This window comes from Chitinophaga varians (assembly GCF_014529945.1).
Taxonomy (GTDB): domain Bacteria; phylum Bacteroidota; class Bacteroidia; order Chitinophagales; family Chitinophagaceae; genus Chitinophaga; species Chitinophaga varians.
Map to the genome: position 1 here is coordinate 1 of NZ_JACVFB010000011.1, position 17,768 is coordinate 17,768.

The following is a 17,768-nucleotide window of genomic DNA, read 5'->3' on the forward strand; positions in this document are numbered from 1 at the left end:
TCCATACTCGGTGTACTGAAAGCCGGCGGCGCCTATGTGCCCATTGATCCGGCTTATCCGCAGGAGCGTATTGCTTATATGATCGCCGACAGCGGCGCAAAGGTTGTGATAGACAGCGCGATGGTGGAACATTTCCGGCAGGTGTCTGATAACTATCACCCGGAAAATATTCCGGCGGTGAGCGGACCATCGGACCTGGCTTATGTGATCTATACTTCCGGTTCCACCGGCAAGCCTAAAGGCGTGATGATCGCGCATAGAAATGCCTGCGCCTTTATCGACTGGTGCTGGCAGGAATTTAACGATGTGGCGGTAAGCACCGTATTAGGCGTCACTTCCATCTGTTTTGACTTATCTGTGTATGAGATGTTTTACACATTCAGCAGTGGCCTTACCTTATGCCTGCTGCCGGACGCTTTGTCGTTGCCTGATTATTTAGCCACCGCCACAGCAGATGTTTTGTTAAATACCGTTCCCGGCGTGGTGGGCACTTTGCTGGAAACAGGAACAGATCTGAGTCGCGTAAAAGTGTTGAACATGGCGGGGGAACCGGTGCCCAAACATTTTCTGCAACAACTCGATTATGAAAGCATGGCTATACGCAATTTGTATGGCCCTACGGAAGACACTACCTACAGTACGATATACCGCATTCAAAACCGTTATGATATACTGATCGGTAAACCGATTTCCAACACGCAGATTTATATTTTAGATAGCCGCCATGCGCTGACCGGTATTGGTATTACCGGTGAAATCTGCATCAGTGGCGCCGGCCTGGCGAGAGGTTACTTACACAATCCGTCCTTAACTGCGGAAAAATTTATTCCGCATCCGTTTAAGGCGGGTGAGCAAATGTATCTGACGGGCGATTACGGTCACTGGTTGCCGGACGGCAATATTGCTTACACCGGCAGGAAAGATGATCAGGTGAAGGTCCGTGGTTACCGGATAGAAACGGGTGAAATAGAAAGTGCGCTGCTCAATCATGAAGAGATCACCGGCGCTGTTGTGCTGGGTGTTTCAGCGGGCCGGGAAGGAAAACAGCTGGTGGCCTATTTTACCGGTAATGCAGCCTTGACTGCCGCCACGCTGCGCGCTTATCTGGCCGACCGGTTGCCGGCTTATATGGTGCCGGCGCATGTGGTGAGGCTGGAACAGCTGCCTTTAACACCGAACGGAAAAATAGACCGGCGTCGGCTGCCGGCCGTGGAGCTGGTTTCCGGTGTTGCCTATGAAGCGCCGCGCAACGAAACAGAATCGTTGTTGGTCGCCATCTGGGAAGACATCTTAGGAAGAGATGGGATTGGCATCCATGATCATTTCTTCGACCTGGGCGGTCATAGTTTGAAGGCTACCCGTTTATCTGCCCGTATACAGAAAACCTTCGGCGTAAAAGTGCCGTTACAGGAACTGTTTACCCGCCCGCAATTATCGGCGCAGGCAGCCTTTATCGCTGCTGCCGGTAAAGAAGAGATGGCCACCATCCCCGTCACAGCTACGCAGGCAGACTATCCCTTGTCGGCCGCGCAGCATCGCATGTGGATACTGGGCCAGTTTACCGAAGGCAACGTGGCCTATAATATTCCCGGCGTACAGGTGATGACTGGTGTGCCGGATATGGATAAGCTGACAGCGGCCTTCCGGATGGTAATCATGCGTCATGAAATATTAAGAACCGTATTTAGAGAGAATACCGCCGGTGAACTGAGACAATTTATTCAGGAAGATGCGAACGCTTTTGTGATTGCGCAGCAGGACTTACGCCAGTCTCCTGCTGAAGTAGCTGCGGCGGTACGTTCGGAAGTGCTTCGTCCGTTTGATCTGAGCTCGGGGCCTTTGCTGCGACTGTTATTGTTACAAACCGGTGAGGCGGAATACGTGCTGGTATACACCATGCATCACATCATCAGCGATGAATGGTCGATGGGCGTTTTAATCAGGGAGTTGCTGTCTTGTTACGAAGGGCTGATATCCGGTAACCAGGCTGCTTTACCGCCGCTGCGTATCCAGTACCGGGATTATGCCAGCTGGCAGGCGAATGATATGAATCAGGAAGGCCATCGTGCTTACTGGCTGCAACAGCTATCCGGTGAATTGCCGATAGCGGACCTGCCGGCAGATAAGGTGCGTCCGGCGGTGAAAACCTATAAAGGCAGCGTAGAACGTTATCCGCTTCCAGGTGAGTTGACCGCTTCGTTGCGGGCGCTTAGCCGCGAACAGGACTGTACGCTGTTTATGAGTTTGCTGGCTATCGTCAATATACTGTTGTACCGGTATACCGGTCAGGAAGATATTATCACCGGCAGCCCTGTTTCCGGAAGGGAATACGGCGAACTGGAAGACCAGCTGGGCCTGTATGTGAATACACTGGCGCTGAGGTGCCGCTTCCGGGGCACTGATAGCTACCGGGATGTATTACAGCAGGTACGGCAGGTAACGCTCGACGCGCAGGCGCATCAGGCCTATCCTTTTGATGCACTGGTAGATGAACTGCCGCTGCCCCGTGATACCAGCCGCCACCCCTTGTTTGACGTGATGGTGGTAATGGACCATACCACGGCCGGAACGCTGACAGCAGGAGGCTTAACGCTGCTTCCCTACGAAGGCATGGCCGAAGAAGTGGCCAAGTTCGACCTGACTTTTGCTTTTGAAGATCAGGGAGATGACCTGGCACTGCATCTTTCTTACAACAGTGATATCTATCATGCGTCTACCATCCAACGGATGTGTGCACACGTTGAACAGCTGATAGCCGCTGCTACCGCAGCGCCGCAGCTTCCTGTTCATGAGTTGGATTATCTGCCGGCAGCAGAAAAGAACAGGATCATCACAGAATTCAATGATACCGCTGTCAGCTGGTCAGTTACTGAAACGGCTGTTACGTTATTCGAGCAGCAGGTGGCACGCACACCAGGCCAAACAGCGCTGGTATGCGGAGACGTCACTTATACGTATCGTTCGCTGAATGAAGCGGCCAATCGGTTAGCCGATTATTTAAGAAAAGAACATCATATCGGAGCGGGAGACCTGGTAGCCATACAGCAGGACCGCAGCGACTGGATGATCATCTCCATTCTCGGTGTGCTGAAAGCCGGCGGCGCCTATGTGCCGATAGATACTGCTTATCCGCAGGAGCGCATCGCCTATATGCTCACCGACAGCGGTGCAAGGATAGTGATAGACACCGCCATGGTGGAGCATTTCCGGCAGCATGCCGATAACTATCGTCCGGAAAATATTCCGGTGATGAGTGCCCCCGGGGACCTTGCTTACGTGATTTATACTTCCGGTTCCACCGGTAAGCCTAAAGGTGTGATGATCGCACACCAGTCTTTATCCAACCTGTGCAACTGGCATAACCATGCATTCTCTGTAACAGCGAGTGATCATGCTACGATCTACGCGGGCGTCGCTTTTGATGCGGCCGTATGGGAGCTGTTCCCCTACCTGGTGGCCGGCGCCAGCCTGTATATCGTACCGGAAGATATCCGGCTGGATGTAAACGAACTATCGGCCTATTATCACCATCATCATATTACCATCAGCTTCCTGCCCACACAGATGGCGGAACAGTTTATGGAAGTGGATAATACTTCCCTGCGTTATCTGCTGACCGGCGGCGATAAGTTGAAATCATATGGAAAGACTTCTTATCAGCTGGTGAATAACTATGGCCCAACGGAGAACACCGTAGTGAGTACCAGTTACATGGTCCATGATGCATCCGCGAATATCCCGATCGGTCAACCGATCTGCAACACACAGCTCTATATTTTAGATAGCCGCCACGCACTCACCGGTATTGGTATTACCGGCGAGATCTGCATCAGTGGCGTGGGCCTGGCGAAAGGTTACTTACACAATCCATCTTTAACAGCAGAGAAATTTATTCCGCATCCGTTTAAAGCTGGCGAGCAAATGTACCTGACGGGCGATTACGGTCACTGGCTGCCAGAAGGCAACATCGCTTTCTCCGGCAGGAAAGATGATCAGTTAAAGATCCGTGGTTATCGTATAGAAGCGGGTGAAATTGAAAGCACGCTGCTGGACCATGAGGAGATCACCGGCGCAGTTGTACTGGGCGTTTCAGCCGGACAAGACGGGAAGCAGCTGGTGGCTTATTTCACCGGTAATGCAGCCTTAACCGTCGCCGCGCTGCGTACTTATCTGGCCGACCGGTTACCGGCTTATATGGTGCCGTCGCATCTTGTATGGCTGGAGCAACTGCCCTTAACACCGAATGGTAAAGTAGACAGGCGGCAGCTGCCGGCCGTGGAGCTGGTATCTGATGTAGCCTATGAGGCGCCGCGCAACGAAACTGAGTCGTTGCTGGTCGCCATCTGGGAAGACATCTTAGGAAGAGAAGGAATTAGTGTCCATGATCATTTCTTCGACCTGGGCGGACATAGCCTGAAAGCCACCCGTTTATCTGCCCGCATACAGAAAGCTTTCGGCGTAAAGGTGCCATTACAGGAACTGTTTACCCGCCCGCAATTATCGACGCAGGCGGCCTTTATCGCCGTTGCCGGTAAAGAAGAGATGACGCCGATTGCTGTCACCGCGGTGCAGGCAGACTATCCCTTGTCGGCCGCACAGCACCGCATGTGGATACTGAGCCAGTTTACCGAAGGCAATGTGGCGTACAATATCCCCGGAGTGTATAAGGTAGAGGGCGTACCGGATATCGAAAAGCTGACTACGGCTTTTCATATGCTGATCATGCGTCATGAAATACTGCGGACGGTATTTAGAGAAAATACCGCCGGTGAACTGAGGCAGTTTATACAGCACAATGCGGATGCTTTTGTGATCGCGTATAAGGATTTACAACAATCTCCCGGTGAAGTAGCTGCTGCGGTGCGTGCTGAAACGCTTCGCCCGTTTGACCTGGAAACGGGTCCTTTACAGCGGTTGCTGTTGCTGCAAACCGGCGCCGCGGAATATGTACTGGTATATACCATGCATCACATCATCAGCGATGGCTGGTCGATGGATATCTTAATCAGGGAGTTATTGTCTTGTTATGAAGGGCTGATTTCCGGTGGGAGCATGGCTTTGCCGTCGCTGCGTATTCAATACCGCGATTATGTTCATTGGCTGAGGAATGATGTGAATCAGGCTGCTCATCGTGCTTACTGGCTGCAACAGCTGGCTGGTGAGTTGCCGATAGCAGACCTGCCATCAGATAAAGTGCGCCCTGCCGTGAAAACTTATAATGGTGCTATGGAGCATTACCCGCTCAGTAGCGCGTTGACAGCCTCGTTGCGGGCACTCTGCCGCGAGCAGGAGACGACGCTGTTTATGAGTTTGCTGGCTATCGTCAATATACTGTTGTACCGGTATACCGGTCAGGAAGATATTATCACCGGCAGCCCCGTTTCCGGTAGGGAACACGGCGAACTGGAAGACCAGCTGGGCCTGTATATTAATACGCTGGCGCTGAGGTGCCGCTTCCGGGGCACCGACAGCTACCAGGAAGTGCTACAGCAGGTACGGCAGGTAACGCTCGATGCGCAGGCGCATCAGGCCTATCCTTTTGATGCACTGATAGATGAACTGCCGCTGCCCCGTGATACCAGCCGCCACCCACTGTTTGACGTGATGGTGGTGATGGAGCATACCACAACGGAGCCGCTGGCAGCAGGAGGCTTAACGCTGCGTCCCTACGAAGGCGTGGCCGAAGAAGTGGCCAAGTTCGACCTGACTTTTGCTTTTGAAGATCAGGGAGATGACCTGGCACTGCATCTTTCTTACAATAGTGATATCTATCACGCATCCACCATCCAACGGATGTGTGCACACGTTGAACAACTGATAGCCGCTGCCACCGCAACGCCGCAGCTTCCTGTTCATGAGCTGGATTATCTGCCGGCAGCAGAAAAGAACAGGATCATCACAGAATTCAATGATACCGCTGCCGACTGGTCGCTCACCGAAACGGTTGTTACGTTATTCGAGCAGCAGGCGGTACGCACACCAGACCAAACAGCGCTGGTATGCGGAGACGTTACCCATACTTATCGTTCGCTGAATGAAGCGGCCAACCGGTTGGGGGATTATTTAAGAAAAGAACATCACATCGGAGCGGGAGACCTGGTAGCGATACAACAAGACCGCAGCGACTGGATGATCATCTCCATCCTCGGTGTGCTGAAAGCCGGTGGCGCCTATGTGCCGATAGACACTGCTTATCCGCAGGAGCGCATCGCTTATATGCTCACTGACAGCGGCGCACGGATAGTGATAGACAGCGCGATGGTGGAGCATTTCCGGCAGCATGCCGATCGCTATCGTCCGGAAAATATTCCGGTGGTGAGTGCCCCCGGGGACCTTGCTTACGTGATTTATACTTCCGGTTCCACCGGCAAGCCGAAGGGCGTGATGATCGCACATCGGTCTTTATCCAACCTATGCAACTGGCATAACCACGCATTCTCTGTAACAGCGAATGACCATGCTACCATCTACGCAGGCGTCGCTTTTGATGCGGCCGTATGGGAGCTGTTCCCCTACCTGGTGGCGGGCGCCAGCCTGTATATCGTACCGGAAGATATCCGGCTGGATGTAAACGAACTATCAGCTTACTATCACCATCATCATATTACACTCAGCTTCCTGCCCACACAGATGGCGGAACAGTTTATGGAAGTGGATAATACCTCCCTGCGTTATCTGCTGACCGGCGGCGATAAGTTGAAATCATATGGGAGGACTTCTTATCAGCTGGTGAATAACTATGGCCCGACGGAGAACACCGTGGTGAGTACCAGTTACATAGTTCATGATGCATCCGTGAATATCCCGATCGGCCAACCGATTTCCAACACACAGCTCTACATTTTAGATAGCCGCCACGCACTCACCGGTATTGGTATTACCGGCGAGATCTGCATCAGTGGCGCCGGCCTGGCGAAAGGTTACTTACACAATCCATCTTTAACAGCAGAGAAATTTATTCCGCATCCGTTTAAGGCAGGCGAACAAATGTACCTGACGGGCGATTACGGTCTCTGGCTGCCGGACGGCAACATCGCTTTCACCGGAAGGAAAGATGATCAGGTGAAAATCCGTGGTTATCGCATAGAAACCGGTGAAGTGGAAAGTGCTTTACTCGCCTGCGAACAGGTACAGGCAGCCGTGGTGATAGCGGGCACCTATCAGGGAAATGCTGCACTGGCAGCCTACATCGTGCCACGTGATGTCTTCGATGCAACGGCTATACGCAGCTGGCTTCAGCAGGTATTGCCGGTATACATGATTCCTGCCTACCTGATTGAAATGCCCGAGCTCCCGCTGACCAGCAACGGTAAAATAGACAGAAAACAATTACCCGGTCCGACTGACAGCGCCGGGGTTGCTACTGTGGAATATGTTGGCGCACGCAATGAAGTGGAAGAAAAACTGATACAGATATGGGAAGAGATTTTAGGAAGAGAACGTATTGGCATCAAAGACAATTTCTTTGAACTGGGCGGCCACAGTATTAAAGTAGCACAGTTTGTTTCCAGGGTAAACCAGGCTTTTTCCATCCGGCTGAGTATCCAGGGGATTTTTAAAGAACCTACTATCGAAAATATTTCCGAAGAGATCAGTTTCCTTGTTAACCAGCAAACAAAACTGCTGAACAGGGAAAATCTAAAACAAATAGAAATATGAAGAAGTTATTAAAGGATATAAGAGAGAGTAATATTTTACTGGAGGTGGTAGACGGGAAACTGAAGGTGCTGTCGATGGACACAGAGCCGGACCCGGCGCTGATCGCGGCCATCAGGGAGAAAAAGGAAGAGTTGATTGCCTTCCTCCTGAAAAATGAGCAGCATCAACAGAGCGACGCTTTCGCTACGGGTATTCCGCTGGCGGCGGCGCAACCGGACTATGTGTTATCTTCTTCACAGCGGGGCGTATGGGTCATGAGCCAGCAGGAGCTGGGCAATATCACTTATAATATTCCCCAGGTGTATGAGTTTGAAGGATCCCTTCATGTTGAGCTGCTGGAAGAGGCCTTTAATGAACTGATAGCGCGTCACGAAAACCTGCGTACTGTTTTCCGTGAAAATGCACAGGGAGAAGTAAGGCAATGTATCCTTGCACCTGCAGCCGTACGATTTGGTATCGACTGTAAAGACCTGAGAAATGATAAAGATGCATCCGCCCAACTGAATCATACTATCCATACCGCGGTCGGCCAGGCATTTGATCTGTCGCAGGGACCGATGGTCCGTGCTTCCCTGCTACAGGTGGCGGACCGGAAATGGGTGTTCTGCTGTATCATGCATCACATCATCAGTGATGGATGGTCCATGAATATTTTAATTGAAGAGCTTTTGCTGATATATAGCAGCAAAAAAGAAAAGATCGCTTATGCATTGTCGCCGCTGCGTATCCAATATAAAGACTACGCTACCTGGCAGCAGGCGTTGCTGAAAAACGGTGATCTGAACAGACACCGCGAATACTGGATGAAACAGTTTGCCGGCGAGCTGCCGGTGCTGGACCTGCCGCTGGACAATCCAAGACCTGCCCTTAAAACCTATCATGGTAAAGTAGTTCGGAGAATGATCGCCCCTGAGCTGGTAGAAAAACTGAAGGTCATCACCCGTCATGAAGGCAGTACTTTTTTTATGGGACTGCTGGCGGTCGTAAACCTGCTGCTACACAAATACAGCAGCCAGGAAGATATCATCGTCGGAAGCCCCACGGCTGGCAGAGATCATGTGGACCTGGAAGATCAGATAGGTTTGTACCTGAACACGGTAGCCTTCCGGTCTGTCTTTAGCAGGGAAAATACTTTCCTCGAGCTATTGGCGCATATCAAGGAAATGACCATGGCTGCCTACGAACACCAGGGCTTTCCCTTCGCGGAGCTGATCAATAGCCTGGACCTGACGAGGGATATGAGCCGTAACCCCCTGTTCGATGTCTTCATAGATTTTCATGATATCGATCTTCTCACAGAAAAACAACAGCTGGCAGATCTCTCGGTAAACACCTGTGAAACGTCCGCTTATCAGTTCAGTAAATTCGAACTGACCTTTATGTTTATCGCTGCAAAAGACGGACTGACACTGTCGCTGGAGTATAACAGCGACCTCTATACGGAGGAAACGATCACCCGCATGCATACGCACCTGGAAGGATTGATGAAAGCGGTGACAGATAACCCTGCCCAGCCAATTGCCCGGTTGGATTATATCAGCAAAGAAGAAAAACATACACTGCTCCACCATTTTAATGATATTCCGGTCAACTATCCCGGATATGCGGGTGTGACGGAACTGTTCGCTCTGCAGGCGCAAACATCTCCCGATAAACCAGCAGTGGTGTTTAAGGAAACAACACTTACCTACGGTGCGCTGGAAGAAAAATCAACCCGGCTGGCTGATTATTTAATTAACACCTGCCAGGTAGCGGCCGATGATCTCATTGGTATCATGATGGACCGGTCGGAACTCATGATCGTTGCCATACTGGGCATCTTAAAAGCAGGTGCGGCCTACGTACCGATTGATCCCGGCTACCCGGATGAAAGGAAAAAATATATCATAGAAGATACCGCTCTTAAAGTGTTGCTTACACAAACGGAATATCTTTTCGACCTCCCTTATTTTGGTGGAAGCATCTTTGCCGTGGATATCCAGCTGGACGCACTCGATGCTACACCGGATTTTAACCTGCCGGTTATCCACGCGCAGGACCTGGCCTATGTTATTTATACCTCGGGCTCTACTGGTCAGCCTAAAGGCTGCGCCATTACGCATCACAACCTGTCGGATTATATTCAATGGGCTAATCATTATTATTTTGGGGCAAACGAGACGGCCGGTTTCGGTCTGTTTACGTCGCTGTCTTTTGATCTGACGGTGACAAGCGTCTTCTGTCCGCTGACAAGTGGCGGCTCCCTGCATGTGTATGATCAGTACGACGACCTGGATATTATATTCAGGCATAGTTTCCAGGGAGACAGTGGTATCAACAGCATCAAACTTACCCCCTCGCATATACGTATCCTCAAACAGCTGGACCTCCGCAGCGATGCTATTGTACGCGCCATTGTAGGAGGAGAGGAAGTGACGCCGGAACAGGTGGATATCCTGAAAAAAATTAACCCCGCCATGCGGGTGTATAACGAATACGGCCCTACGGAAGCGACGGTGGGTTGCATCGTGAAGGAACTGGAACCAGGTGTGCCGGTATTAATAGGGAAGCCTTCTTCCAATACTATCATTTATATCCTCGATGATCAGCAGCGGCTATGCCCGACCGGTGTGCCGGGAGAAATATGTATTGCCGGCGATGGCGTGGCCCGTGGGTATCTTAACAAGGAAACACTGACCGCGCAGAAGTTTATACCCAACCCATTCAGGCCGGGCACCAGCATGTACAGAACAGGAGATATCGGTAAATGGCTGCCGGATGGGGATATTAAATTTATTGCCAGAAATGACGACCAGGTAAAAATCCGCGGTTATCGCATTGAGCTGGGAGAGATAGAAAATGCATTACAAAGCCTTGATAAAATAGAAGCGGCCATGGTGCTGGCGAGCACCAACAAACAGGGCGACCGTGAGCTGGTGGCCTATTTCACCGGAGACGATACGTTGCATGCAGGAGAAATAAGACCGGTATTGGAAAAAATACTGCCGGTGTATATGGTCCCGCAATATTTTATCCACCTGACGGCCTTCCCGCTTACCCCCAACGGAAAAGTAGACAAAAACAAGCTCCCTTCGCCGGAAGACGGTGGATTGTCTGATAAGCTGTACATCGCGCCGCGCACAGAAACAGAACAGCAGATGGCGGCCATCTGGCAGGAAGTGTTAGGGAAGGAACAGGTGAGCATCACAGATAACTTCTTTGCTACAGGCGGCGACTCCATTAAGGCCATCGCCGTTATCGTAGCGGCCAGAAAACAGCTGAACGCGGATATCAATGTAGAACGCCTGTACGAAAACCAGACACTGGAAGATTTTGCACGGTACGTGGCGGCACACCGCAACAACCCCGGCGAAGACAGTGTGCTGCATTATCTGAAAGTGGGTGGCGAAGAAATTGCGGGCATCAGGGCCATCATCGAAAAAGAAAATGAAGAGAAAAACATACTCCCGGCAGATTATGAAGATATCTATCCGGTAGTGGCAATAGAGCAGGGGATGATCTACTCGTCCCTATTGATTCCGGAAGAACCGGTTTATTATGACCAGTTTACCTACCAGGTGAAAATCGATGATTTCGACAGGTTTATCAGAGGATTCACCCAATTGGTAGCGCGGCATTCCATCCTGAGAACAAAATATTACATGAGCAGTTTCAGTCAACCGGTGAAAGTGGTGCTGAACAAGATTGAGTTGCCACTATCGCTGGAAGACATTACCATGCTTTCTGCTGAGGCGCAACGCAATAAAGTGCGCTCTTATATAGAAGATGATCTGAACATCCGGCTGGTGTTTGATAATGAACTGCTATGGAGAATACGGCTGTTCAAAATGAGCGACAGCATTTATTCTGTTACCTATAGTTTTCACCATGCGCTGCTGGATGGATGGAGTGTGTCCGTATTCAAAACGGAGCTGGCCAATTTTGAAGAGAAAGCCTTTAGCCCGTTACAATATAGCTACCGGGACTACTGCGCCATTACCCTGGGTAAAAGTAAGTCCAATACCATTGACACCTACTGGAAAGCGCTGCTGAGCGGATACACCAGGAACAAGCTGCCGTTTAACTACCGGGGCCTGAAAATAAGCGATAGGGGCGGGATGGAGATGATCACCCGCAATATTGACAACGATTTGCTGTTGAAGCTCAAACAGGTCGCTGCCAATCATCAGTTGCCCTTTAAAGCGGTGTGTCTGGCTGCACATGTGTTGCTGATGCATGTGATATGTGCCGAACAGGATGTAGTCACCGGTGTCGTTACACACGAGCGGCCGGAGCTGGAAGGTAGTGCGGGCATACTGGGCTGTTTCCTGAATACCATTCCTGTCCGCATCCGCATTGACCGTTCCAAAGATATCCTGTCGCTGCTGCTGGAAGTGAGCAGATATCTGCGGGATGTAAAATCAAACGAAAGGCATCTGACGGACATCGCCAAAACAGTAGGGGAGAAAACTACCTCTTCTAATCCGGTATTCGATACCATTCTAAACTATACGGATTTTCATGCTTATGAAAATGCTACGGAACAAAGCATATATACGGAATTGCAGACCCCTGACGTGCTGGTCGCCAATGAAATGACCAACACGCTGTTCGACGTGGAAGTGGATAAAACCCTCGACAAGTTTACTGCCCGCATCAAATATGTGCCTGCTTATTTTAACGAACAGGAAATCAGTTATGCACTGGACCTGTATATACGCATACTGGACGCTTTCGCCGCCAACGTATATGCACCGTTGGAAAGCATCGCTTTCTTAACGCCGGCAGACCGTCAGGAGGTCCTGCATGATTTTAATGCGACCACAGTACCATATAGCCGCGGTAAGTGCATGCATCAGTTGTTTGAAGAACAGGTGCTGAAAACGCCCGGCGCTGTTGCGTTGAAGCAGGACGGTATCAGCATGACCTATCAGCAGCTGAACGGGAAAGCCAACCAGGTGGCAGCCGGACTATTGCAGGCCGGTGTGCAACCCGGAGAGAATATTGGCCTGCTTTCCGCAAGGAATTTTGACATGATCATTGGCTTGCTGGGTATTCTGAAGGCCGGAGGGGCTTATGTTCCGGTTGACCCTGAATACCCTGAAAGCCGCCAGGAATATATCCTCACCAATTCAGGTGTGCAGAGAGTAGTAGCAGACAGGCGGTATCCGCTGCTGGAGCAATCGGCGCAGTTTATAGTTGCCCTGGTCAACGAGCATACTGCCTATCCTGCTACCAATCCCGGACTGGAAATTGACAGCAGTCAGTTGGCCTATACCATCTATACATCCGGTTCTACCGGTCGGCCCAAAGGCGTGATGATCGAACATCATGCGGCAGTGAACCTGATTGAATGGGTGAACAAACAATTCAATATCGGCACGAACGACCGGCTGCTGTTTATCACCTCCGTTTGTTTCGACCTTTCGGTGTATGATATTTTCGGGATACTGGCGGTGGGCGGCACCGTGGTGATTGCCAGACAGGAAGAGGTGCAGGATGTGAGAAAACTGAAATCGCTGCTGTTGGAAGAGCATATCACTTTCTGGGATTCCGTGCCTACCACGCTGAATTATCTGATAGCAGAGCTGAAAGCAGAAAACGCCGGTTATCTGCAGGAGGACCTGCGCCTGATTTTCATGAGCGGCGACTGGATACCGGTACAGCTCCCCGGCAGCGTGCCGGAGTTCTTCCCGCAGGCGCGCGTGATAAGCCTTGGCGGCGCCACCGAAGGGACAGTGTGGTCCAATTTCTTCCCTATAGAAAATGTGGACAGCACCTGGAACAGCATTCCTTATGGTAAACCGATCGATAACAACCGGTTCTATATTCTGGATGATCTGAGACAGCCCGTTCCCAAAGGCGTAGCGGGAGAGTTATACATCGGAGGGGTAGGAGTGGCCCGTGGATATGCCAATGATCCCGTGAAAACAGCTGCCTCCTTTATGCCCGACCCGTTTGGGGTATCGCCGGACGCCATGATGTATCGTACCGGTGATCTGGGGCGCATGTTGCCCGATGGTAATATGGAGTTTCTCGGCAGAAAAGATAATCAGGTGAAGATACGCGGATTCAGGGTGGAGCTGGGTGAGATAGAAAGTATTTTGCAGCGCCATGAGAACATCAAAGAGGCCATTGTAGACACCTTTAAAGGAGCAGACAACAACAACCAGCTTTGTGCTTACCTGGTAGCGGCAGCCGATATCGACAGCGCTGAGGTGAAATCCTATCTGCGTCCGCTGCTGCCTGCGTATATGGTGCCGGACCATTACATCATGCTGGATGCGCTGCCGCTGAACAGCAACGGTAAGATCGACAGAAAAGCATTGCCGCGGCCGGAAGAAGGGGAGCTGGTGTCATCGTCAGATTATGTGGCGCCGTCCACCGCGCTGGAAGTGACCATGGCGCGGCTGTGGTCTTCTATCCTGAACAAAGAAAAAATCGGCGTCCATGATAATTTCTTTGAGCAGGGCGCTAACTCACTTTCCGTAGGCGCTTTCATTAACAGGATGCACCGCGAGGCCGATGTGGCGCTGAGTATCCGGGAGGTGTTCCTGCATCCAAATATCGGAGAGCTGGCTGTTACGCTGAAAGATAAGGTAGCCCGACAGTTTGAAATGATCAAACCACTGCCGCAACAGACGTCCTATGCATTGTCATCTGCACAGCGCTTATTCTGGATATCCTGCCAGTTCGAGGAAGGCAATATCGCCTATAACATGCCCGGTGTGTATGTGTTCGATGGCCAGCCCGACAGGGTGTCGCTGGAATATGCTTTCGGGCAGTTGATCGCGCGGCATGAAATACTCCGCACGGTATTCAGGGAAACGCCGGAAGAAGGCTTAAGGCAGTATGTTTTTTCACCGGAAGAAATGAAGTTTACCGTGGTGTATGAAGACTTCAGTAACGACGCATCGCCGGAACAGAAAGTAGAAGCAGCGGTAAATGCGGAATTTGTCAAACCCTTTGACCTGGCCGCCGGACCTATGTTACGGGTACGTCTCTTTAAAACGGGTGGTGACAAATGGGTATTCACCTATGTGATTCACCACATCATCGGTGATGGATGGTCCATGGGCATCCTGATAAAAGAATTACTGACTTTCTATAATAACCACCTGAATGGTGTGGCTGATATCGCGGCGCCATTACGTATTCAATACAAAGACTATGCTGCATGGCAGCAGGAAAGACTTGCCGGGCAAGGCCTCGCAGCGGCCCGGGAATACTGGCTGAGAAAGCTGGAAGGTGATCTGCCGGTGCTCGATCTTCCGGAGAGCAAGCCCCGGCCGGCCGTTAAAACCTACAACGGCGGAAAGATATACAGAACGTTTAAAAAAGCAGTGGCAGACAACTTCAAAGCGCTGCTTAAAAAGCAGGACAGCACCACCTTCATGGGCGTACTCGCTGCTGTAAATGCCTTACTATACCGCTACACCCATCTCAGCGATATTATTATCGGGACTTCCGTTGCCGGCAGGGACCATGCCGACCTGGAGGAGCAGATCGGTTATTATCTGAACACGCTGGCCTTGCGGACAAAGTTCTCCGGCAACGACAGTTACCTGTCGCTGTTGCAGCAGGTGAAGCAGGTGGTGCTGGGCGCTTATGAACACCAGGCCTATCCTTTCGAAGAGCTGGTGAAGGACCTCCACGTGAAAAGGGACATCAGCCGCAACAACTTGTTTGATGTGATGGTAGTGATGAGAAATGCTGCTGCTGAGGAAGCTTCCACACAACTGCGCCTGGGCGATATCACCGTCAGCCGGTATGGTGGCAGCGAGGCCGTTTTCAGCAAGTTCGACCTCACCTTCAGCTTCCTGGAAGCCGACGGTGAACTGGAAGTCTACCTCGAATACAACAGCGATCTTTTTGACGAGGCCTATATCACCCGGATGGCAGATCATCTGGAAGTGATGCTGGCAGCGGCTACCGATAATTCCACACAACCGATATACACATTGGAATACCTGCTTCCCGGAGAAAAAAGGAAAGGCATACCAACAGCCAACAACGAGATGCAGTTCAACAGTGCTGTCAGTGACGAGTTTTAATTGTTCTGAATTTCAAATCATTTAATTATTCACTATGCGTCCCGGAGAAAATAATGCATCCGGAATTGCCCTGATAACAGGTGATTCCAAATTAACCACCGCCGGCCTGGAAGAGAAAATTGCCAGCATACATGCCCACCTGACAAAAAAAACAGTGGGCCCTCAGGAGCCCGTCATCGTCTGTGTTTCCGGGGAAGAACAGCTCCTGGCTTCGTTGTGGGTGTTAAGGCAATGCAACATCACGTGTATACCGCTGATGCCCGATGCGACAAAAGCAGATATCGCTTTGGTGTTGGCGACATGCGGCGCCAGATATGTGATTGCCGACCAGTCGCAGTTGCATAAGCTGCAGGGACTGGAGGTAATACCGGCGGACGACAGCGCTGCCACGGAGATGCCGGATGTATTGGCAGGCGGCGTACAGCCAATGGCCGTGCCATATATTTTCTTTGATCAGGCAGATAAGGACAGTGCCATCAGGCGATGCACCGGTGAACAGCTACAGACATTTTTTGAAGCGTTGGACCGCCTGCTTTCCGCTCAGGGCAACGATGTGATCCTGTTGTCGCACGAAATACCTTTTCCTCAGTTCGTGATGGAGCTGATATGGGCTTCTTCCAGAGGCATCACAGTAGTGAGGGATAATCCGGCTACTCCCGCTGCCCTGGCCCGGTATATTTATTCGCCCGATCAGTTTGAGATGGGCTTCGGACTATTTCACTTCGGCAGTTATGTGGAAACAGGAGAGAAGAATAAATACAAACTACTTTTTGATACGGCCCGTTTCGCCGATGAACACGGGTTTTGTTCCGTATGGACACCGGAACGGCATTTCAATGAATTCGGCGGATTGTTCCCTAACCCCTCCGTTTTAAGTGCTGCGCTGGCAGTCGCTACTTCCCGGGTACAGATCCGCTCCGGCAGTCTGGTAGCGCCCCTGCATCACCCCGCCAGGATCGCGGAAGACTGGTCGCTGATCGATAACCTGTCGAACGGAAGGGCGGCCATCTCCTTTGCCTGCGGCTGGCAATGTGATGATTTTGCACTGGCGCCCCAGCATTATGCCCACCGGCAACAATATATGCTGGAGGAGCTGGACATCGTCAGGAGATTGTGGAGAGGAGAGAAAGTAGCCCTGAAAAATGGTCTGGACAAAGAGATTGAAGTGGCCATTTTCCCCAAACCCATCCAGAAGGAATTACCCATATGGGTAACCAGCTCCGGAAAAACGGAAACATTTGTGGACGCCGGTAAGATAGGTGCTAATATACTGACCCACCTGCTCTGGCAGAATACCGATGAGCTAATCGATAAAATTGCGGCCTACCGGAAATCCCTGGCAGACAACGGATTTGATCCCCGTGCCGGTAAGGTGTCCGTGATGGTGCATACTTTCCTGGGAAACGATAATGAAACCGTGAAAGATAAGGTACGTGAGCCACTGAAGAACTATATCCGCACCTCTACCCAGTTGATCCAATCCATGATCAAGAGCAATGTGGAATCTTCCAAAGCAAAAGAAGTGGTGGGCAGATACGGCAGCCTGGATGATGAAATACCTGCACACCTGATGGATGAACTGATGGAGATCGCTTTTAACCGCTTTTTTGATGAAGCGGCGTTGCTGGGAACAGTAGAGAAAGCCCGGACCACCATCAAAAAACTGAAAGGGTATGATGTCGACGAAATTGCAGCGCTGATTGACTTTGGTCTTGGTGGCAGCGATATCCTGCAAAGCCTCGAATATCTCAACGAACTAAGAGGACTATACGACAAGAAAAATTTCTCCAACTATCCAGTCACCATCCTGCACTGCTCCCAACAAACACTGGAGCAAATGGCCGGTGATGCGGCATACACCCGCTTCCTGGAACAACAACGCATTGTTTTGGCCGAAACAACGGAATTACAGCAGCTGCCTTCCTGGTTGTTATCCAAAACCAATATTGTACAGACCTCCTGTGATGCAAATGGCGACATGGAAATGCATGTCCATTTACCGGACAGCCCCGTGTCTGCCCTGGCATCTGTGTTTACGGCTTCGGTCAGCAATGAATTCTGATAAGTAAAACTTAC

The 17,768-nt window shown here is 51.0% G+C and carries 3 protein-coding genes and 1 pseudogene; all 4 read left to right on the forward strand.

Annotated features, from left to right (window positions below):
* Positions 1-36: 36 nt before the first annotated feature.
* Positions 37-1,173: pseudogene (locus tag ICL55_RS35690) on the forward strand (amino acid adenylation domain-containing protein); the annotation flags it as partial.
* Between the two features lie 36 nt (positions 1,174-1,209).
* Positions 1,210-7,659: an amino acid adenylation domain-containing protein gene (locus ICL55_RS34760; RefSeq protein WP_425489553.1), complete on the forward strand. Its 6,450-nt coding sequence runs from the start codon at positions 1,210-1,212 to the stop codon at positions 7,657-7,659.
* Positions 7,656-15,692, forward strand: coding sequence for a non-ribosomal peptide synthetase (locus ICL55_RS34765; protein ID WP_188106662.1), 8,037 nt, complete (start codon positions 7,656-7,658; stop codon positions 15,690-15,692). The genes ICL55_RS34760 and ICL55_RS34765 overlap by 4 nt, the downstream gene beginning before the upstream one ends.
* 34 nt (positions 15,693-15,726) lie before the next feature.
* The gene (locus ICL55_RS34770) at positions 15,727-17,754 is read left to right on the forward strand and encodes a MupA/Atu3671 family FMN-dependent luciferase-like monooxygenase (RefSeq protein WP_188106664.1); all 2,028 of its coding nucleotides are present in this window, start codon (positions 15,727-15,729) and stop codon (positions 17,752-17,754) included.
* Positions 17,755-17,768 lie beyond the last annotated feature (14 nt).